This is a genomic window from Fibrobacter intestinalis (assembly GCF_900167415.1).
In the GTDB taxonomy this organism is placed as follows: Bacteria; Fibrobacterota; Fibrobacteria; order Fibrobacterales; family Fibrobacteraceae; genus Hallerella; species Hallerella intestinalis.
Window position 1 is genome coordinate 1 of sequence record NZ_FUWU01000009.1, and the last position, 19,203, is coordinate 19,203.

Annotated in this window: 17 protein-coding genes; 9 read left to right on the forward strand and 8 right to left on the reverse strand. The window is 50.8% G+C overall.

Annotation, left to right across the window (positions count from 1 at the left end):
• Positions 1–276: 276 nt before the first annotated feature.
• Positions 277–1,827, reverse strand: coding sequence for a hypothetical protein (locus tag B5D40_RS03705; protein WP_078775819.1), 1,551 nt, complete (start codon positions 1,825–1,827; stop codon positions 277–279).
• Between the two features lie 73 nt (positions 1,828–1,900).
• Here B5D40_RS03705 and B5D40_RS03710 point away from each other — a divergent pair, with 73 nt between their 5' ends.
• The 3 genes from B5D40_RS03710 to B5D40_RS03725 all read left to right on the forward strand — a co-directional run bounded on the left by B5D40_RS03710 (position 1,901) and on the right by B5D40_RS03725 (position 4,465).
• Positions 1,901–2,335: a type II toxin-antitoxin system VapC family toxin gene (locus B5D40_RS03710; RefSeq protein WP_078775820.1), complete on the forward strand. Its 435-nt coding sequence runs from the start codon at positions 1,901–1,903 to the stop codon at positions 2,333–2,335.
• 321 nt (positions 2,336–2,656) lie between these two features.
• Positions 2,657–4,111, forward strand: coding sequence for an Asp-tRNA(Asn)/Glu-tRNA(Gln) amidotransferase subunit GatB (gene gatB, locus B5D40_RS03720; protein ID WP_078775822.1), 1,455 nt, complete (start codon positions 2,657–2,659; stop codon positions 4,109–4,111).
• Between the two features lie 63 nt (positions 4,112–4,174).
• Positions 4,175–4,465 (forward strand): hypothetical protein, encoded by a 291-nt coding sequence (locus tag B5D40_RS03725; RefSeq protein WP_143159479.1) that lies wholly within the window; start codon positions 4,175–4,177, stop codon positions 4,463–4,465.
• Here B5D40_RS03725 and hflX read toward each other — a convergent pair.
• From hflX to B5D40_RS03740, 4 genes are all read right to left on the reverse strand, one after another.
• Positions 4,407–5,561, reverse strand: a complete 1,155-nt coding sequence (hflX, locus tag B5D40_RS03730; RefSeq protein ID WP_078775823.1) for a GTPase HflX — start codon at positions 5,559–5,561, stop codon at positions 4,407–4,409. The genes B5D40_RS03725 and hflX overlap by 59 nt on opposite strands.
• A gap of 91 nt (positions 5,562–5,652) precedes the next feature.
• Positions 5,653–5,802: a hypothetical protein gene (locus tag B5D40_RS15550; protein ID WP_158222083.1), complete on the reverse strand. Its 150-nt coding sequence runs from the start codon at positions 5,800–5,802 to the stop codon at positions 5,653–5,655.
• A 64-nt stretch (positions 5,803–5,866) separates the two neighbouring features.
• Positions 5,867–7,627 (reverse strand): 1-deoxy-D-xylulose-5-phosphate synthase, encoded by a 1,761-nt coding sequence (locus B5D40_RS03735; protein ID WP_078775824.1) that lies wholly within the window; start codon positions 7,625–7,627, stop codon positions 5,867–5,869.
• A gap of 110 nt (positions 7,628–7,737) precedes the next feature.
• Positions 7,738–8,376, reverse strand: coding sequence for a hypothetical protein (locus B5D40_RS03740; RefSeq protein WP_078775825.1), 639 nt, complete (start codon positions 8,374–8,376; stop codon positions 7,738–7,740).
• Positions 8,377–8,569: 193 nt separating this feature from the next.
• Between B5D40_RS03740 and B5D40_RS03750 the strand changes: the two genes are divergently transcribed.
• The 4 genes from B5D40_RS03750 (at position 8,570) to trmFO (ending at position 14,508) form a co-directional block, all read left to right on the forward strand.
• The gene (locus B5D40_RS03750; protein ID WP_078775826.1) at positions 8,570–11,077 is read left to right on the forward strand and encodes a fibro-slime domain-containing protein; all 2,508 of its coding nucleotides are present in this window, start codon (positions 8,570–8,572) and stop codon (positions 11,075–11,077) included.
• 584 nt (positions 11,078–11,661) lie between these two features.
• Positions 11,662–12,714: an IMP cyclohydrolase gene (locus tag B5D40_RS03760; RefSeq protein WP_078775828.1), complete on the forward strand. Its 1,053-nt coding sequence runs from the start codon at positions 11,662–11,664 to the stop codon at positions 12,712–12,714.
• A gap of 10 nt (positions 12,715–12,724) precedes the next feature.
• Entirely contained in the window at positions 12,725–13,174 is a 450-nt protein-coding gene (locus tag B5D40_RS03765; protein ID WP_143394377.1) for a hypothetical protein, read from the forward strand.
• Complete coding sequence (gene trmFO, locus B5D40_RS03770) at positions 13,174–14,508, forward strand: methylenetetrahydrofolate--tRNA-(uracil(54)-C(5))-methyltransferase (FADH(2)-oxidizing) TrmFO (protein WP_073305754.1); 1,335 nt, start codon at positions 13,174–13,176, stop codon at positions 14,506–14,508. The genes B5D40_RS03765 and trmFO overlap by 1 nt, the downstream gene beginning before the upstream one ends.
• 2 nt (positions 14,509–14,510) lie before the next feature.
• Here trmFO and tgt read toward each other — a convergent pair whose 3' ends face one another.
• Genes tgt through B5D40_RS15210 form a run of 3 tightly spaced genes read right to left on the reverse strand, consistent with a single transcriptional unit; the run spans position 14,511 to position 17,140 of the window.
• Entirely contained in the window at positions 14,511–15,653 is a 1,143-nt protein-coding gene (gene tgt, locus B5D40_RS03775) for a tRNA guanosine(34) transglycosylase Tgt (RefSeq protein ID WP_073305752.1), read from the reverse strand.
• 18 nt (positions 15,654–15,671) lie between these two features.
• Positions 15,672–16,733, reverse strand: coding sequence for a polyamine ABC transporter substrate-binding protein (locus B5D40_RS03780; RefSeq protein ID WP_073305750.1), 1,062 nt, complete (start codon positions 16,731–16,733; stop codon positions 15,672–15,674).
• Positions 16,730–17,140: a hypothetical protein gene (locus B5D40_RS15210; RefSeq protein ID WP_143394376.1), complete on the reverse strand. Its 411-nt coding sequence runs from the start codon at positions 17,138–17,140 to the stop codon at positions 16,730–16,732. The genes B5D40_RS03780 and B5D40_RS15210 overlap by 4 nt, the downstream gene beginning before the upstream one ends.
• 466 nt (positions 17,141–17,606) lie before the next feature.
• Here B5D40_RS15210 and B5D40_RS03790 point away from each other — a divergent pair, with 466 nt between their 5' ends.
• A complete protein-coding gene (locus tag B5D40_RS03790; RefSeq protein ID WP_073305746.1) occupies positions 17,607–18,098 on the forward strand; it encodes a hypothetical protein in 492 nt (163 codons plus the stop codon).
• On the forward strand, positions 18,098–19,192 hold the full coding sequence (locus tag B5D40_RS03795; protein WP_078775831.1) for an ABC transporter ATP-binding protein: 1,095 nt from the start codon (positions 18,098–18,100) through the stop codon (positions 19,190–19,192). Before B5D40_RS03790 ends, B5D40_RS03795 begins: the two co-directional genes overlap by 1 nt.
• The last annotated feature ends 11 nt before the right edge of the window (positions 19,193–19,203 follow it).

The following is a 19,203-nucleotide window of genomic DNA, read 5'->3' on the forward strand; positions in this document are numbered from 1 at the left end:
TTTTAGAAAACCTTGCAATAATTTCACAGGGTAGAAATCAGTTTTTCCCAATAGTTATGCGGGCTGGGCGGGATTTTAAGGGAGGACTATTTAGTTATGAGTTATTAGTTTTCAGTTCCAACTCCCAACTTTCAACTAATCGAAGGGCGCTAACCCCAAACTTGCGTGAAGCGAATTTTGTATATCGGTCCCTTTAATCGCCTGATTTGCCGGGTGCGCTAGTGTGCAAAAAAATCCCGGCTTTGGCCGGGATTTTTCAAATCGTTTCCGATGCGATTAGTGGATGGTGCCGATCAGGTTGCCGGTAAATCCGTAGTCGCGGGAAGTGCCGTAGCTGTGCGCACCGAAAGAAAGCGTGAAGCGTTTGGTCAGCGGCTTTTCGATGTAGAACGCGGCGAGAACGTCTTTCACGTGCTTCTTGTCTTTGTCCGCATAATCGGTTTCTGCACGGTCGTGGATGTATTCCGCTTCGAGAATGATGCGGTAGTCGCGCGGCGTAAACAGGATGCCGCCGGTAATCGGGGCCACGAGATCCTTGGTGCGGGTGCGCTTTTTGCCAAAGCGGTCTTTGTAGGTTTCTTCGGCGTCAATGCCCATCAGCGCGCCTTCCAGGAAGAAGTAGGCGAGGTCGTTTACAATCGGCGTCTTGCCCTGCAAAGAAATCGTGTGCTGCACGTCGGTATCGTCGTCGTGGACAATGTCGAACACGTTTGTGCGGTAGCCCAGATCCAAGTTCAGAAATTCAATGCCCGAAAGATCGTGGAAACGGAACATCAAACGGAGATCGCCGGTGTTGAGATTCGGCGTCGTGCTGATGAACGCCACGTCCATCGACATGGTTTCCGTCGGCGTGAACGAGAACTGGAGAGCGTTTTCGCTGTTGGTTCCGCTCTTGAATCCGTTGTAGTAGCCATCGACGTAGTTACCGAAGTAGTCGCCATTCTTCTGTGTGAATTCCCAACGACCGAGCTTGATGGCCGCATAGCGGGTATGCTGCTCGGCGTAAGCTTCGTGGATTTCAAACAGGTCGCGATATTCATAGGTATCGGACGTGTCGCCGTTGGCGGTATGGTGCGTGTGGTACTGGTTGTCTTGCAGGTCGCCCGGATACATATAAATCAAGATGCGACCGTTGAAATCATTTGAACGGGTTTCCAAACCGAGGTTGGCGCGTCCCCACCATTCTTCGAGGTTGTCGCTGTTCTTGTCGTCTTCGCTGACCCAGAGGGTTTTTCCCGCCTGGATTTCAAAGCTGGCGTTGATGTCAAATTCAAATTGGCCCGCTTTCAAGAGGGGTTCTCTTTTCTTCTTTTTCTTTTTGGGTTCGGAATCGGCAGCTGCCATCGACATATCCGGAGCGGGCTGCGCTTTTTTTACAGCTTTTGCGGTGTCGGCTTTAGCGACTGGTTCCGCCTTAACGGAATCCGCCGCCACGTTTGCCGCTTCGGCTTCGAGGGCCTTTGCGGAATCGGCCTGTGCTACTGGTGCCGCCTTGACGGAATCCGCTGTAGCATTTACCGCTTCGGCTTCGGGCGCCTTTGCGGAGTCGGCCTGCGCGACGGTTTCCGCCTTGACGGAATCCGCAGTTGCATTTGCCGCTTCAGCTTCGGGCGCCTTTGCGGAGTCGGCCTGCGCGACGGTTTCCGCCTTGACGGAATCCGCTGCCACATTTGTCGCTTCGGCTTCGGGCGCCTTTACGGAGTCGGCCTGCGCGACCGGTGCCGTTTTTGTCGTATCGAGCGCGGGCTGCGCTGCGGTGGCCACTGGTGCCGCCTGGGCGAACAGTGTCGTCGCCATTGCAAGGGAAGCAAGTAGGACTTTGTTCATGGATGTCTCCTTTTTATGCGTAATTCAAACAAAATAATAACAATAATTCTTGCGGAATTTGTAATTTGTCCCCATGATTCGAGTCGAAAAATCCAGAATCCTTTTTTTAGACGAAAAACCGATTCGGCGGTTGCTGGAATTTCGGTCGGACTATTATCCGGTGATGCTCCGGATTCTCGACATCGTCTATGAACGCCAGATCCAGATGGTCGCCTCTCCCATTTCGTTGGCGAATCTTTCCGCCCGTGCTTACGAGAAAGGTCTTGCTGTGCTGGCTCGGGAATTGAAGGAGTTTTTCACGAACAGCGCACAGTTCCGACTGCGGGAAACGGATGCGGAAATCGCGCTCCTCTCTGCCGAATACCGGGTGAAGTACAAACTCTCTTTTGAAGATTCCTTGCAGCTTTCGACGGCTTTCGTTTCGGGCGCAGACCTCGTGCTGACGGAAAATGCCGCCTGGAAAGAAGTGGACGGTCTAAGCGTCGTGACTTTGGACGAATTGCTTTAAGGGCGTGCCCCGCCTTGGTCGGCGGGTCGGCGAGCTGCGGGCTGCCTTCCAGTCGGTGCTACGCACTGGCGCGGAAATTTTCAGCCGGGTTCCGCGCCCCCCTCCGCATGTCTCACGCGGTTTCTGGCTGCAAGCAAAGAAAGAAATGCGGAAAACCCGGCTTCGGACAAGACGCTCGGATTGCAAAATTTTATATTTGCAAAAAAAAACGGGCGCTTGCGTTCCCAAGAGGAAAGTTCTGGATTAGTCTTTGCCGATTCCGCTTTCTGAAGGCGGCGAAAGTTTGGCCCGGCAAAAGAAGGAAACTCGTTCGGAGTCATCATGTCTAAGTATTATCCTGTCATCGGTCTTGAAATCCATTGCCAGCTGGCGACCAAAACGAAAATGTTCTGCGGCTGCGAAATCGAAGTCAATACGAATCCGAATAAGCACGTTTGCCCTGTCTGCCTGGGGTTTCCCGGGGCGATGCCGGTTCCCAACAAGAAGGCTGTGGAATTTGCCATCCGTCTGGGACTCGCCCTGCACTGCGAAATCGATTTGAATGCGATGTGGACCCGCAAGAACTACTTTTACCCGGATTTGCCGAAAGGCTACCAGATAACCCAGACCGGTGGACTTCCCATTTACGACCATCCGATTTGCAGCAAGGGCTGGCTGGAAATCAAGCGTTCGGATGGCGTTGTTCGTCGCATTGGCATCACGCGTATCCACATGGAAGAAGATGCGGGAAAGCTGGTTCACGACATGAGTCCCACGGGCAGCCACTTTGACGCCAACCGTTGCGGAACTCCTCTTTGTGAAATCGTGACGGAACCCGATATCCGCAGTCCAGAGGAAGCGGTTCTCACTTTCAAAAAAATCAAGCAGATTCTGGAATACACGGGAGTTTCCCATGCGAATATGGAAAACGGCAACATCCGCTGCGACGGCAACATTTCCATTCGCCCGAGCGAAGACGCTCCATACGGGACCCGCGCCGAAATCAAGAACCTAAACAGCTTTACGAACCTGGAAAAGGCGCTGACCGCCGAATTGCTTTTGCAGACGGTCACTCTTGACGCCGGTCGGGAAGTGCAGCAGAGCACCAAACGCTACGATCCGAATGCGGACAAGACCATTGTCATCCGTTCCAAGGAAGATGCGCCGGACTACAAGTATTTCCCCGAACCGGACATGGTGCGCCTGGTAACGGATCCGTCGGTGGTCGAAGAAATCCGTCGGACTCTTCCGGAATTGCCGGACGCCCGTTTTGCACGCTTCTTGCAGGAATACAAATTGACGGAATATGACGCTCAGGTTTTGACGGATGAAATCCACGTCAGCAACTGGTTCGATTCGGCGGCGAAGACCTGCAAGAATCCGAAGATGCTCGCGAACTGGGTCATTACGGAACTGCTTTGCGAAGTGAAGGAGCTGGAAGGTGGCTTTGATGCGGTCAAGGTCCGGCCCGAACAGCTTTCCGCTCTGGTGAACTTGATCGAAGACGGGACCATCAACGGAAAAATTGCCAAGCAAGTCTTTGCCGAAATGTTTGCGTCGGGAAAAGATCCGGAGGTGATCGTCAAGGAAAAAGGTCTGGTGCAGATTACGGACACGGGTGCCATCGAAAAAACGGTGCGCGAAGTCGTGGAAAAGAACGCCGCCCAGTTCGCCGAATTTAAGGCGGGCAAGGTCGCTCTCAAGGGATTTTTTGTCGGTCAGGTCATAAAAAGTTCCGGCGGCAAAGCAAACCCGAAGATTGTAAACCAGATTCTCGACAAGCTTGCGCAGGAATAGTTTCTTTTGCCGCAGAAAATTTCGAAAAGCCCTTTCCGAGTTCCCTCTTTCGGAGGGGCTTTTGTGTTGGTTCTGCTACTGCTTTTCGCTGTTGCGGCTCCCGCCGCGGATTCGTTCGATTCCACTTACATCAATACGCTGAACATGACGGACGAAGAAATCGCCGAGGTTTACGGTGTGGATTCCACCAAGATCCAGGTGAAGCCGACACGGCAGGAATTGCAAGAAGAAAAGGAACCGCAATATGTCATCCGAGAATACAATCACCGGGAGCAGGTGATTGTTGGCGTCTCGGTCATGCTTTGCGTGGCGCTCGCGATGGTGATGATGAACAATTACAATCCGATGCGCTGATTTTTTCCCAATCCTGCATGGCAGAAATCAGTTTTTGCTTAAGTGCTTCCATGCCGATGTTTTCTTTCGCACTGATTTGCAGAGCTTCGGGATAGTGCGCAAGAAGTTCCTTTCGCCGTTCCTCCGAAGCGGCTTCCGCCTTGTTGAAAGCGATGATGCGAGGCACTTTTTCATCCACGAGTTCCTGTAAAATCCGGTGGGTAATTTCCAGATGCTCTTCATAATCGTTTGCAGTCGCATCGACGACATTTAAAATGCAGTTCGCATTGCTCGCTGCGCTGAGCGTGCTTTTGAAAGTGTCCAAAAGATGGGGCGGCAATTTGCGGATGAATCCCACCGTATCGGATAGCAAAATGAATTTTCCGTCGCCGACGTAGAGTTTTCGCATGGTGTTGTCGAGGGTCGCGAAAAGCTGGTCTTTCACATAGACGGAGCTGCTGGTCAGGCGATTGGTCAGAGTGCTTTTGCCCGCATTGGTGTAGCCGACGATGCCGACTTGAAAAATGCCTTTGCGGCGTTCCGCTTGACGTTCTCGGGCACTTTCGATTTTTTCCAGTTTCTTTTTGAGCTCCTGGATTTTTTTGCGGATAATCCGACGGTCGGTTTCAAGCTGCGTTTCGCCGGGGCCGTTCATGCCGATGCCCTTTCCGCCCGCTTGTCGGGAAAGGTGCGTCCAGGCGTGAGAAAGTCGCGGAACCAGGTACTGGAGCTGGGCGACTTCCACCATCAGGCGGCTTTCCGCCGTCACGGCATGCTTGGCAAAAATAGCGAGAATGATGCCCGTTCGATCGAGAACTTTGATTCCCGGAAGGCGTTCTTCGAGATTGCGTACTTGCGAACCGGAAAGATCTTCGTCGAAAACGAGCAGCTTGGCGTTTTCTTCGTCGAGCGCGGCTCGGATTTCCTGTACTTTTCCTTCGCCGATAAGGGTCGCCGGGTTGAACGCTTGGACTCTTTGTAAAAATGTGCGGCAGACGACGGCACCTGCGGTTTCGGCAAGGCGTTCCAGTTCGGACAGGTGTTCTTCGGCAGTGCTTTTTCGGATGTTCGGTGTAACAATGCCAACAAGGATGGCGTTTTCTAAAGTTTGTTGCATATAGGGAATCTCCCGAATTCAAATTTAGAGGAATCGGATTTATTTATCGAAGATGATTTTCAAAGAGGACTTGAAAATGGAAATCGGTTTCTTAATGGATATTCATTGTCGTAACATTCAATTTGGATTTTTTCAAAATATACATTAGAAGGTTTTCCCTGTCAAGATACTGTGCGCCTTCCCGCCGGATTTTATCTTGGAAAATCAGCTTGTACGGAGAAAGCTTGCGCCCTTTTGCCATGCAAACCGGATTTTTCCAAGACAGCTTTTGTCAAAGCTTCGTTTCTTTTTTCAAGATTTTTCCGTTATATTCCCGCGATGGATTCGGCGATGCCTTCCGATGTGATTCCCAGCGATTGCAGAAGCTCTTCGGGATTGTAACGGTCGTAAAATTTCTTTTCGAGCCCGTAAACTTTGACGCGAAGAGGAGAATCGGCAAGGTAGGTCGCCACTTTGGAACCAAAGCCGCCGTCGATAATGCCGTCTTCCAACGTGATGACTAGCGAATGGTTCTTTTTGAGGTTGTCCAGCGTCTGGGTATCGATGTCCGAAGCGAATCTCGGATTGATGAGCGTCGGGACGAAATGCAATTTTTCCTGAATGGTTTTGGCAAGCGATTCGCCCCGCTGGAAAAAATCGCCGAGGGCGATGATCGCCACTTTTTCCCCGGCCTGTTCCGTTTTAAAACGAACTTGTGCGTAATCCGAATCGGCTGCGCGGGAATCTTCTATCACGCCGTTTCCCGGAATCAAGACGATGGTCGGGTGATCCTGCTGCTCGATGGCGTATTCTACCATGGACAGATATTCCGCTTTATTGGTCGGTGCGAGCACACGGACATTCGGAATGTTGCCGTAAATCGAGTTGATGTAAATGCCGAGATGCGTCACGTCGGTCAGCGTGTTGAAACTGGAATAATTGAGAATGACGGCGATGGGATTATTGTTGATGGCTGTGTCCTGAGCCATCTGATCGTAAGTCCGCTGTAAAAAAGTCGCATTGGTCACGACGACGGGTTTTGCTCCGCGTTTTGCCGCCCCCGAAGCCATCGCGATGGCCTGTTCTTCGGCGATACCGACGTCGGCGTATTGGGAACCGAGCGCTTGCCGAATCGCAGGAGAAAGTCCGACCGAAGCGGGCATTGCCGGCGTAATCACCAGAAGTTTAGGGTCTTTTTTGGCTTTTTCGAGCAGATAGTTCGCAGTGATGGACTCATAACTTTCTCCGTCGCCCCAATCGACTGTCGGCTTGCCACTGGCCCTGTCAAAGGGCGCGCACCAATGCCAGGCTTCCTTGTTTTCTTCGGCGAACGGGTAGCCTTTTCCTTTGAGGGTGTGGATGTGCACGACGACAGGATGGTCGATGTCTTTCACTTTTTGGAAGGTTTGAATCAGGCTTTGGATGTCGTTGCCGTTCGGTTCATAAAGGTAATCGAACCCGAGCGCTTTGAAAAAATTCGGGTTGGCGTTTCCGTTGGAAAGGCGAAGGGCTTCCAGATTTTTATAGATGCCGCCGTGATTTTCGGCAATGGACATCTCGTTGTCGTTCACAATCACGATAAAGTTGGAATGCAGTTCGGAACCCGCATAATTCAAGGCTTCCAGAGCTTCGCCGCCCGAAAGGGAACCGTCGCCGATAAAAGCGATGATGTTTTCTTTTTCATGGGCGAGGTCGCGGGCTTTGGCAAGACCGGAAGCGAGGGAAATCGATGTAGAAGTATGCCCGACATTGAAAAAATCGTGTTCCGATTCGTCGGGATTTGTGTAGCCGGAATTTTCGTTCAGTTTGGCGCTGTCGATATAGCCGTTTTTTCTGCCAGTGATGATTTTGTGCGCATAGCTTTGGTGCGACACGTCAAAAACGATTTTGTCTTGAGGGGAAAGGAAAACGTAATGCAGGGCGATTTCCGCTTCGACCGTCCCGAAGTTGGGACCGAAATGTCCGCCTTTTTGAGTGAGCCGATTGAAAAGCGCTTCGCGAATTTCTGCGGCGAGAACTTCTAGTTCAGAGGCGTTTAAATTTTTAACGTCGGCGGGGAAGTTGACTTTTTGCAAAATTTCGTACATGAAAACCTCGTGTTTTGAATGCGATTATCAATATACATTCGAAAATGAAAATTGCAGTCGGCCTGTCCGCTTTGCTTGGAAAGCGATGAAGTCTCCCACAACGACTCGCTTCAATTCGCTTGCTCTTTTCTTTCGGAAATAAAATGCAATAGCGATTCCATCCATTCCTTTTTCGCTTGGGCGAGCTTTTCGATGGAAATCTCGTCGGCGGGGCTGGAGTCGCGCAGGGCTTTCAACTGGCGGTAGGCGTTGAGCATCTCGGCGGCTTGGGGAAAATCCGGCGTCAGATTTTGCAAAGCTTCTTCGATTTTTTCGTCGGAGTAGTAGCGCAAAACCCCTTGCAGATAGGTTCGGATAAATTCGTCGATATTGCCGTCTTCCTTTTGCTTTCGGGCGATTTCGAACTCAAACGGGCTGATTTTGTCCATCCATTCGGCTTCTCGGATGTATAAATCGTTATCCAAAGCGATGGCGTTTTCCTGCCTGGAGATGCGGAGCTGCTCGGCGAGTAGTGGACGGTAGGATTCCATGTCCACGTGGATTCCTTCCGCCAAGAGGAAAGCTCCCAGATTATTCAGATTTTTTTCGGAAGGGGCTTCCAAAACGCGTTCCTTTAAAATGGCGAGTCTGGATTCCCGGGGGAGTGCCTGGAATCGGGGATTGTCCAAATCGGTTGCCCGCAGGTGCAGGACAAAGGCTCGAAAAAGAAGCAGGGCAAGGAGGAGAGTAAAAATAATAGCGGCGGTCATCGTGCTGTAATCTTAGAAAAACAGATCATTATTCTCGGAAAGAAGCCGCGCTATTAAATGCTGTTGGTCACTCTTTTTTGCCTTTTTAGGGAAATTCGTAAAAAAAAGATTGCGGAAAGAATCGATTGAAGCGAAAAGTTTTATATTTGGGGGAAATATATTCCTACACCCTTTTTTGGTGGAGATTGTGTACATGATGAAAAAAATTTTGATGTTTGCCACGGCTCTTTCTGCGGGGGCTTTTGCTCAGGTCTCTTCAATACCCATTACGCTGGACGTGATTGTCCGCGACTTCCAACCCAGTCACCCCGACTTCGAAAACTTCTCGGAAGAGGCCGTAAACCATATGGACGCGATCTATGGTTACAACAAGCCGGGTTACGATGCGGATTGGTACAATCGGGCCGCGTATCATAATAGCTGCGGAAACAAGGAATCTTTCGCTAAATATCAAGCCGGTGTTCCTCTGGGCAAAGACGGCCTGCCTTGGACTGCAAACACGCTGCTTCCACCCTATTTGCAAAAGCAGACCGCTTCTTCTGCCATTTTGACCTATGGGCAGTGCAGTAACTCGGCAATTCCGGGGGTTAAGAATCAGCGCGGATTTGGATCGAATACAGCCACTCAGTTTAAGGGCGTTATAAAAAATACCTGTTTCGGTAGTATGTATTGGGAAAACAACGTGGTCTATACTCCAGGTATGGTTCAGCCTTATCTGACTTTTGATATGGATGAAGAGGGCAATCCGCTTTACCTGGAAGGTGCGCATATCCATAAATTGGGTGATGCTTGCGATAACTCGTTTTTTGAACAGTGGTTTGAAGATGTCGGCGGAATCAATAAACGTTCCAACTTGACATTGGATATTCCGACTGCTGCCGACGATCCCAAATACAAGGAATTGGACTACAACTACAACAACGGCGGCTATTTCCCGCTGGATGTTGTCGATCCGGCTTCTCAAAAATGGCTGGGTTCTGTGGAAGGAACGGACCAGTTTGGACCGCAGAGCTTTTCGATTTTCTGCCCTCCGTATAATTATCAATATGCTTCAACGCAGGACGACTTCCTTGGTCAGAATACCTATGCTCTTTGCTTGGATTGGCTGAATTATGGAGGTCCCCGCGCTTTGACTGCGGAACAGGCGATGACTATTGCCGCTTCTAAAGGCAATATCGGCGTTCAGCATTTGCGCAATTACAACTTCACCATGATGGGTTATGCGAATTTCCGCTATTACAAAGCCAACAATACCGACGAATTAAATCAGGAAATCTTTGAATTTGCCGGCGACGATGATATGTGGATTTTCGTGGATGGCGTGCTTGCCGTGGATTTGGGCGGCACCCACCTGGCGACTCCGGGCATTGTGAACATTCGGGAATTGGCGATGAATAATCACGGTTGTAATGCGGGCGAACCGTTGGCTGCTGTTCAGCAGAGCAAGGGTGCTTGTGCCGCGGACGGCTGGACGGACGGATCTTGGCACCATCTGCACTTCTTCTATGCGGACCGCCAGTCCGATGGCTCCAACCTTTACATCCGTGCAAACCTCGCCGAAGTCGCTGCTTCTGCCTATGGTCAGCCCCGTATTCTCGAAGCGGAACTCGTCAAAAACGACGCAGGCAACTTTGACACTTATATCTATGTCAGTTCGCAGCTTTCCGATGAAACGGTCAATTTGATCAATGCGGCGAATGGCCAGTATTTCCCGATTTTGACCAAGCGCGGAATGGATACTTTGGCCTATCAGATTACAGGTTTCAAGTATGTTCAAAGAACCGCCAAAGGTTATTCCTACGAAATCAAGGGAAAACTCTGTAAGGATGCCCTTTGCACCGATTTGCGTAATCCGGCTTTTGGCGACTCTTTGGCCTTTAACCATCCTGCCAACGATGTGGATCCCGTCAATAGCATTTTCGCTTCGGTGATGCAGGTGTTCTCGAAGACGGGCAAAGCTGTAGATACTTATCACTGGGGTCCGGTGACAACGGTTACGATGTCGCAATCGACGACGATTGTTCCCGCCGATACGACGATCGACCGTCCGCCGTTTGACGATTCCAGACTTCCGAGCGGGGAATTGAGTGACAAGCAGACCGGTGAAATCGTTGTCAGTGTTTTGCCGCCGAGTTATGCGAATGCGGAAGATCAGGGTGCTTGGATTGCCGATTCTTTGAAGCATTACACGCAGGCTCCTTCGATTGGTAGTGATGGGAAACCCGTGCCTGGTTCTTCAATCATTAATTCGACAACAGGAGGCGCCGCTTCTTCAAATGCGACGGCTCTTTGCGGAACCGATGCTGCCGGAACGGAAAACTGCGTAAGCTTCTCCTTTATAACCGATGAAGCTTTCCGCGTGAACGTCCGAATCTTTGACCATCTCGGCCATTTTGTGAACCAGTATAACCAGGAACTTTCTACAGAACAGTTCAATGCGATTACGGGTTCTTATGCGCCGACGGATTGCAGTTTGATTCCAGAAACGACGATGGGCACAATTGCCGCCAGCGTCAAGATGTATCCGGTTTCTAAGAATGGACGCAAGCTTGGAACGGGTGCTTACATCTATCAGATTTCCCTGATTGAATTCCCGCAGCCGCATTGCACCAATGTGGGCGGTGAACTGAACTGGTCTGCGGGAACGTATCGTCGAACCGAATACAAGCAGACCCGCGGCTTCCGTCGCATTACCGAATAGCGGCGAGTTTTAGAAATTCATCCCGGGCGTTTCGCTCGGGATTTTTTTGTGGATTATATATTCCGCCCAAGTCGTCAAAAATCTAGAATGGCAATTGGCCTGAATAACAGCGACCATTGTGAGTTCCAAAGTAGCTTCTGTCATAGCGAGTTCCGAATTTGCATTCATCATTGCGAACATCCCCCCCCCCGTCATTGCGAACGTAGTGAAGCAATCCAAACGCATGCAAGAAGATTGCTTCACCCTAAAGGGTTCGCAATGACAAATGACCGCCACGCTTCCACGAAACTTGGCAATTTATTGCCTTAGGGAGTCGCTCGCATCGCAAGGAGGGACGGTCAGCCGGCAGACAAGAGGCTCCTCGCCATGACTTAGAACACTCGCTCGCAATGGCGCGTGCAACTTTGCCGCCACGTGACGGGGATAAAAATAAGCGGCAGAGTTCAAAATGTGGGGAAGCACCTTCTTCCAGTCAATTTTTGGCGACCCTCTTTATTAAATGACTTGGAGAGTATTCTTTTTTTGAAAATGGAATTGGTAAATACCCGCCGGTTTTCTAAATTTGGGATATCAAAGAGGTATTTATGTCCGAAGAATTGAATTTGAAATTTGTCTCCCCGCAACCGCTTCGCTACGGTGAAAATTCCCACCAGTCCGCTGTTTTTTATCGGGATCCGACTTGTGATGAAGCAAGCCTTGCGATGGCAAAGCAGCTCCATGGAAAAGAACTTTCCTACAATAACATTGTCGATGCCGACGCGGCTCTGGAAATGGCTCGCGAGTTTAGCGATTCCAATGCGATTGTCATTGTGAAGCACATGAATCCCTGCGGCTTGGCGACGGGCGAAACCCTGCTGGAAGCGATGGAAGCGGCTTGGGCTGGGGATCCGGTTTCGGCTTTTGGTTCTGTCATCGCTTCATCTCGCAAAATCGACCTCAAGACGGCAGAATTTCTGAAGGGCAAGTTTGTGGAAATTCTTTTGGCTCCGGCTTTTGACGAGGACGCTCTTGAATTTTTGAAGAACAAGTCGAAGGATATTCGCCTGCTGGAAGTCGGCAAAATCGAAAAGGCGAAGCGTGTCAAGGTCTATAAGCATGTGATTGGCGGGATGCTGGTGCAGGATCGCGATGTCGATACTTATGAAAAATTTGAATGCGTCACCAAAGCGCAATTCCCGAAGAACAAAGAAGAACTGGCTCGCTTTACATGGCTCGTGACCAAGCATACCAAGTCGAATGCGATAGTCATGGGCTACGAATACAAGCCCGGCTATTTTCAAGTGTTGGGACTTGGACCGGGACAGCCGAACCGCATTGACAGCAATTTGCGCCTTTGCCAGCCGCGTGTCCGGGACAACGTCGCCCGGATGGATGCCGCCAAGCCTTTCTTTGATGCCGAAGGAAAACTGGTCGATGAAGCTGGCCTTAAAGCTTTGGAACGGAAGGTCTTTGGCGAAGTCGTCATGGGTTCCGACGCCTTCTTCCCGTTCCCGGATAACGTGGAAGCGGCTCACGATGCCGGAGTTCGCTACATTGTTCAACCCGGCGGATCCAAGAAGGATGACTTGTCCATTGCCGCAGCGGACGATTTCGGCATGGCGATGGTCTTTACCGGAATGCGCCACTTCCGTCATTGATTTGGTTCCGATGAGTTTGAAAAATACACGGACAAGTGCCTGCGAAACTTACCTTATGGTTTTGGACTTTTTGAAAAAGGCCTACCGCAAGGGGCTTCGCAAGGTCAATTCCTCGGATTGGAAATCCTTTTGCGATAAATTGAAGACTTCTTCGGTTTCTGCGGAAGAGGCAAACGCCATCGGTTTTTGGACAATCGAAAATCTGGCTTGTCACAATCCGTCTCGGATGCAGCCGCGCTCCCTGCAAGAATTTGAAGAGAGAATTTTTCCGGGGGCGGTACATAGCGAGCTGGTGGAAGCCGTACAATTTGGCATGGTCAGCGAATTGCAGTGCGAAAACATTCTGGAAGAATTTTTGGAAAATTCATCGCAGGCGGTTTTGCCCGACAAGATGCTTTCATCGCTTTCCGATGTCTGGTCCAGGAATATCCAAGGCTTTCGTTCAATTAAGGTCAGCTGATGCGAGTGCGTGTAATCGGAGGCGGTCTTGCCGGTTGCGAAGCGGCGTTGCAGCTGGCGTGCCGCGGTTTTGACGTGGATCTTTACGAGATGCGTCCGCATCGGATGACGCCCGCCCATCGGGACGGTTCTTTGGCGCAGCTGGTCTGTTCGAACAGCCTGAAGGGAATGGAGCCGACGTCGGCGCACGGCCTCTTGAAGCGGGAATTGCGGCTGCTCGGGAGTTTCCTTTTGAAATCGGCGGACGAGGCCCGGGTTCCGGCGGGGGAGTCGCTGACGGTCAATCGGGAGCTTTTCAGCCAATCGGTGGAAAGGGCGATAGCTTCGGCTTCTCGCATTCACTTGCATCGGGAAGAAGTGGCGAGTCTTGCGGGCGACTTGCCGACGATTGTGGCGGCGGGTCCTTTGGCGAGCGATGCTTTGGCGGACGATATTTTCGCGCGGTTGGGCGGTGAACGCCTGCACTTCTTTGATGCGATTGCTCCTGTTGTGGAAACGGATTCCATCGACATGGATCACGCATTTTACATGAACCGCTGGGAAAAGGGTGAAACGGCGGATTTCATCAACTGCCCGCTGGACAAGGAAACCTACGATGAGTTTGTGAGAAGGCTTCGCGAAGCGGAGTCGGTGGAGCCTCGTCCGTTTGAAAAAAAGGAATTGTTTGAAGGCTGCCTTCCGATAGAGGAAATGGCGCGTCGCGGAGAAAATACGCTGCGCTTTGGACCGATGCGGCCCGTGGGACTTGGGCTTGGAAACAACGGGCATAAATGGTATGCGGTAATCCAGCTGCGAGCGGAGAACAAGGAAAAGACGCTTTTCAATATGGTCGGATTTCAGACCCGCTTGCATTATGGAACTCAGAAGGAAATTTTCACTCTCGTGCCCGCATTGCGGAATGCCCGCTTTGCTCGTCTTGGAGCTATGCATCGCAATACCTTTATTGAAAGCCCTAAACTTTTGGATGAAACGCTTCGATTAAAACCCGAAGTGGAAAAAGAAAACGGCCTGCCGCCGACTTGGTTCGCGGGCCAGATTACGGGGGCCGAAGGCTATACGGAAGCGATTGCGACGGGATGGTATTCCGCTTGGAATATGGCGAATACGCTGCTCCACGATAAAACGGACGAACTTCCGGAAGAAAGCTGCATCCGTTCGCTGCTGCATCATCTGGTGAGTCCTAATGAAAATTTCCAGCCGATGAATTTCAATTTCGGTCTGCTGCCGCACAAGCAGGATTACAAAAAGAAAGACAAGAAACGCCTTTTGGCGGAGCAGGAAGATTTGGCTATTCGGGAATGGATTGCCGGACGCTCTCTTCCCGATGTCGAATAGAATCAATCGCAGACGTGCTGGAGCTTGATAATCTGCTCCTTGCCCCATTCTTCGAAGGTGTCGCTTTGGATGTGCGCTTTGGCGTCGCGCATGAGCTTTAAATAGAAATGCACGTTGTGGATGCTCGCCAGGGTCATGGCGAGAATTTCGCCGGAATGAAAAAGGTGGCGCAGATAGGCGCGGCTAAAGTTTTTGCAGCAGTAGCAATCGCAGTTTGGGTCGGGTGCTAAGTCGAGGGATTTGGCGTAGCGACCGGCTTTGTAATGCAGAACTCCTTCGCTGGTAAAGAGCATGCCGTTGCGGGCGTTGCGCGTGGGCATGACGCAGTCGCACATGTCCACCCCGCGGAAAATCAGTTCGAGCAGGTTCCAGGGAGTACCCACACCCATGACGTAGCGGGGCTTGTCTTCGGGCATCAGGTTTGTGCAGAAGTCGGCGATTTCATACAGGGTTTCGGTCGGCTCTCCCACGGAAAGTCCGCCGAGCGCATAACCGTCCGGGTTGATTTTTTGGATTTCTGCAATCGCTTTTGCCCGGAGTTCTTTGTGCATTCCGCCTTGGATGATGCCGAAAAAACTCTGGTCGTAGCCAAAGAGCGGGGGATTTTTTTCCAGGTATTCTTTCGCGAGGCGCGTCCAGTGCAGGGTGTAGTTCAGCGACTTGAGTGCTTCCTGTTCCGTGCTGGGGTAGGGCGTGCATTCGTCGAGAGCCATAATGATATCGGCTCCGATTTCCCGCTCCGCCTTCATAACGCTTTCGGGAGAAAAGAAATGCTTGGAACCGTCCAGATTACTGCGAAATTCGATGCCGTCCTTTTTGATTTTGCGTAAATCCTTGAGACTCCACACTTGAAATCCGCCGCTATCCGTGAGAATCGGGCCGTGCCAGTGCATAAAGCGATGCAGCCCGCCAGCGTTTTTGATGAGTTCTGTTCCCGGGCGCAAATACAGATGGTAGGTGTTTCCCAAAATGATTTCTGCTTGAGCTTCGTCCAGATCGCGGGGAGTGAGGCCTTTGACGCTTGCCTGAGTGCCGACGGGCATAAAGATGGGCGTCGTGATTTCACCGTGGCCGGTTTTGATTTTTCCCAACCGGGCTTTCGATTTGGCGGATGTTTTCAGAAGTTCGAAGCAGTTCTTTTGCATAAACGTATCGCAGTATATTTAACGGGTTTTGACGATGGTCCATGCTTCATCGAAAAGGCGGGCGGCGTCCCCCGGATCTTGCAGGAAGACCATGCGCTTGATTTCTTCTGCTGTTGGGTTGATGACGCGGTTTTCGGTAAAGTCCTTGTCCAAAAATTCGAGTGCCTTGGTGTTCGGCGTGGCGTAGTTGATGTATTTGGCCAGCTGCGCGCCGATTTTTCCATCGAGAATGTAGTTCATGAATTTGTACGCACCGTCGGGATTGGGAGCCTTGCTGCTGAGAGTCATGGCATCCACCCACATGAAGGATCCTTCCGTGGGAATCGCGAACTGGAGAGTGGAATCCTCGTCGATAGCTGCCATCGCTTCGCCGTTGAAAACGATGGCCGCCCAGTCCATTTTGGAAAGCACTTTGTCCTTGCCGCCGACGGAACCGTCAAAGCCGAGGAAGTGCGGATCCTTTTTCGCCTGCAAAATATATTCGACGGCCTGGTTGATTTCGTCCTTGCTTGTGCTGTTTGCATTGAAACCCTTTGCCTGCAAAGCCATGGAGAGCATGGAACGGCTCTCTTCGAGCAAACTAAAATTGCCTTTGGTGTTCTTGGCGTCGAAAAGCATGCTGTAGCTGACGTTCATCGGGTCGATGGTGGAATCGCGATAGAGAATGCCGGTCGTTCCCCACAGATACGGAACGGTGTATTCGTTTGTCGGGTCGTAGCTCGGATTTTTGAATTGGTCGGCGATGTTTGTCTTGTTCGGGATTTTTTCCATATCGATTTTGCCGATAAGCCCCAAGTGGATCATCTGCTGGATAACGACATCGCTTGCGATGATGACGTCGTATTGGGCGGTGCCGACGGTCTGCAATTTGCTAATCATCTCTTCTTGCGCTTCGTAGAGTTCGATTTGCAGCTTGTAACCGGTCTGTTTTTCAAAATCGGTAATCATATCCGGATCGATATATTCGCTGTAAATCATGACGGTGACTTTCGTCGGCTTGGCGGCTTCGTTTTTGGCCTCTTTGCAGCCGAACAGAGTGGCGACTGTCAAAATGGAGAGTGCGAGAAGAAATTTTTTCAAGGTGAGTCCTTTTGAAGAAAGTGAACGGCTTGTTTTGGGGTAAATTTAGGAATTTTTCGTGAAAAATAGGGAGGATTTTTCGGAATGCGGAAATTGTTAGGCTTTTCTAAAAATGATGTTGAAGCTTGCTTCGACTCGTTCGGCTGGCTCAGCGACAGGTGTGCGGTGTTGTGGCGAAAAATAAAGTGTGATTTTTTTCCCTTTCGCGGGAGCGTTTCTGTTTCGGGAAGGACACTCTCTTTTGGGCGGGGCGTGCTTTTTTGCACGAGAAATTTTTTCATGAGTGATTTCGTTTGGAAGAAGAAGTTCTCCGTGGAACAAGTGAAGGTTTTTTTCACTAATGCTTCGTCTTCTCGGACGGTGCTTTTTTGCAGGACAGGTGGAGTGTTCGGAGTTGCGAAGCCCACCCTCCCCCTATCCTGCACCAACCCCCTTGAGCACGCTTCTTGTCTGTTCTTGTCTGCTGATGCGGGGCGCAAGTTTTTTGAACGGGACTGCCGTTTGGGAGGAAAATTTCGTTACGGAAAGAAAAGAGGTTTCCCTTTCGCGGGAGCGTTTCTGTTTCGGGAAGGACGCTCTATTTTGGATGGGGCGTGCTTTTTTGCACGAGAAATTTTTTCACGAGTGATTTCGTTTGGAAGAAGCGTTGTTTTTTCTGAACTTTCCTTTTTGGAAATGAGTTTTCTTTTGGAACGGGCATTGCTTGTTTGCAAAGGCGTTACTTTTTCCGCGGACGTTGCTGGTAACGTTTTTGTGAGAGACAAGGAGAGCGGCAGGCTTGCTAACCCCTATTCACCATCCGCGAGTCGATATTCACTTCCATTTTGATCGGGATATTTTCTATTATTAGGAATAAAAGCATAAAGGATTTCTATGGCAAATTTGAATGATGATGACGAACTCGACTCTTTTTCGAATGAGCGGGCGAATGAAGACAATATCGAAAGCGCGATGAAACCGCATGATTACAGTTCTCGTCGCGTTCTTGTATGGGAGGGCGACGATCAACGCCGGAATTACGCTGTCGAAGTGATTTCGACTCTTTTGACGGGGGCTTTTGTGGAGGGTGTCGCGACAGAGGCCGAAGCTTTGCAGAAATTGGACGAGGAGCTTTGGGATACTTTTGTCGTTGATTTTTATAACGAAGGCTGTTCTGAATCCGAATTTGTGAAAAAGGTGAACAACTATCCGGATTCGATTCTGGTCGCTTTGAACCTGGCGCCGTTTACCCTTCCCGAAGAGCGCAACCGTTACAAGATTGAACCTCTCCGCAAATTGTTTGAAATTGAAAAGCCCAAGGCGGAAGACGAAGAAGCATCTTCCGAGGATGAGGATTCCTTCAACGAGGATAATTTCAGGGATTGATGATGGCAGAAGCCAAATCGGCGATTGATCTTGTCCATGTTTCCAAGGCTTACCCCGGAGAAGCCGATGCGGTAAACGATGTTTCGCTTTCCATTCGGGAGGGCGAATTCATCGTTCTGGTCGGTCCGTCCGGGTGCGGAAAGTCTTCGGTCTTGCGGATGATTGCCGGCTTGGAATCTCCGTCGCGCGGTAAATTGTTTTTGCATGGCAAGGACGCCAGTCGTCTGGAGCCGAAGGACCGCGACATTGCGATGGTCTTTCAAACCCATGCGCTTTATCCGCACATGACGGTTCGCGAGAATCTGGAATTTGCCTTGCGCATGCGGGGAATTTATTCGGCGGCGGAAATCAAGGAGCGTCTCCGCGAAGCGATTGAAATTTTGGATCTGGATTCCATCTTGGACAGGAAGCCGAAGCATCTTTCCGGAGGGCAGCGGCAACGCGTTGCTCTGGGGCGCGCCTTGGTGCGGAAGCCGAAGATATTTCTCTTTGACGAACCGCTTTCCGGTCTGGATGCCAAAATGAAAAACCAGATGTACGTGGAACTGGGACGGCTGCATTCCCGTTTGCAGGCGACGATGGTGTTTGTCACCCATGACCAGAACGAAGCGATGATGATAGGGGACAGGGTCGTCTGCCTTTCCAAGGGAGCCATCCAGCAGGTGGGAACGCCCATGGAATTGTATTCGCACCCGGCGAACGATTTTGTGGCGAGTTTTATCGGCAACCCTCCGATGAATATCTTTGCGGCGCAGTGGACGTGGGACGGGCTCTTTTTTGAAAAGGCGGCTTTTACGTTTCCCGTTTCCGAAGATTTTCGGCGTCGCTTTGCCAATGTTCCAAGGCTTCTTGTCGGCGTTCGTCCGGAATTTTTTACGGTTTCAAATGCGTCGCCGACAGCGATGGCCGTTACGGTTGAAGTCATCGAGCGGCTGGGGTTTGAAACCCTGATCTATGCCCAGTGCAACGACCAGAGCTTTGTTTTGCGCGTGCCTCCGACGGAATCTTTTTTTGTCGGGGAAAAGATATTTCTGTCTTTGGACGAAAAGAATATCCACCTGTTTGATATTTCGACGGGAGTCAGTTTCCTTTGATCGAGCGGTGC

Excerpts from the sequence above, each read along its gene's own strand:
- B5D40_RS03705 (WP_078775819.1), bottom strand. The coding sequence starts at position 1,827 with ATGAACAAAGTCCTACTTGCTTCCCTTGCAATGGCGACGACACTGTTC.
- B5D40_RS03710 (WP_078775820.1), top strand. The coding sequence starts at position 1,901 with ATGATTCGAGTCGAAAAATCCAGAATCCTTTTTTTAGACGAAAAACCG.
- gatB (WP_078775822.1), top strand. The coding sequence starts at position 2,657 with ATGTCTAAGTATTATCCTGTCATCGGTCTTGAAATCCATTGCCAGCTG.
- hflX (WP_078775823.1), bottom strand. The coding sequence starts at position 5,561 with ATGCAACAAACTTTAGAAAACGCCATCCTTGTTGGCATTGTTACACCG.
- B5D40_RS15550 (WP_158222083.1), bottom strand. The coding sequence starts at position 5,802 with ATGGCAAAAGGGCGCAAGCTTTCTCCGTACAAGCTGATTTTCCAAGAT.
- B5D40_RS03735 (WP_078775824.1), bottom strand. The coding sequence starts at position 7,627 with ATGTACGAAATTTTGCAAAAAGTCAACTTCCCCGCCGACGTTAAAAAT.
- B5D40_RS03740 (WP_078775825.1), bottom strand. The coding sequence starts at position 8,376 with ATGACCGCCGCTATTATTTTTACTCTCCTCCTTGCCCTGCTTCTTTTT.
- B5D40_RS03750 (WP_078775826.1), top strand. The coding sequence starts at position 8,570 with ATGATGAAAAAAATTTTGATGTTTGCCACGGCTCTTTCTGCGGGGGCT.
- B5D40_RS03760 (WP_078775828.1), top strand. The coding sequence starts at position 11,662 with ATGTCCGAAGAATTGAATTTGAAATTTGTCTCCCCGCAACCGCTTCGC.
- B5D40_RS03765 (WP_143394377.1), top strand. The coding sequence starts at position 12,725 with ATGAGTTTGAAAAATACACGGACAAGTGCCTGCGAAACTTACCTTATG.
- trmFO (WP_073305754.1), top strand. The coding sequence starts at position 13,174 with ATGCGAGTGCGTGTAATCGGAGGCGGTCTTGCCGGTTGCGAAGCGGCG.
- tgt (WP_073305752.1), bottom strand. The coding sequence starts at position 15,653 with ATGCAAAAGAACTGCTTCGAACTTCTGAAAACATCCGCCAAATCGAAA.
- B5D40_RS03790 (WP_073305746.1), top strand. The coding sequence starts at position 17,607 with ATGGCAAATTTGAATGATGATGACGAACTCGACTCTTTTTCGAATGAG.
- B5D40_RS03795 (WP_078775831.1), top strand. The coding sequence starts at position 18,098 with ATGATGGCAGAAGCCAAATCGGCGATTGATCTTGTCCATGTTTCCAAG.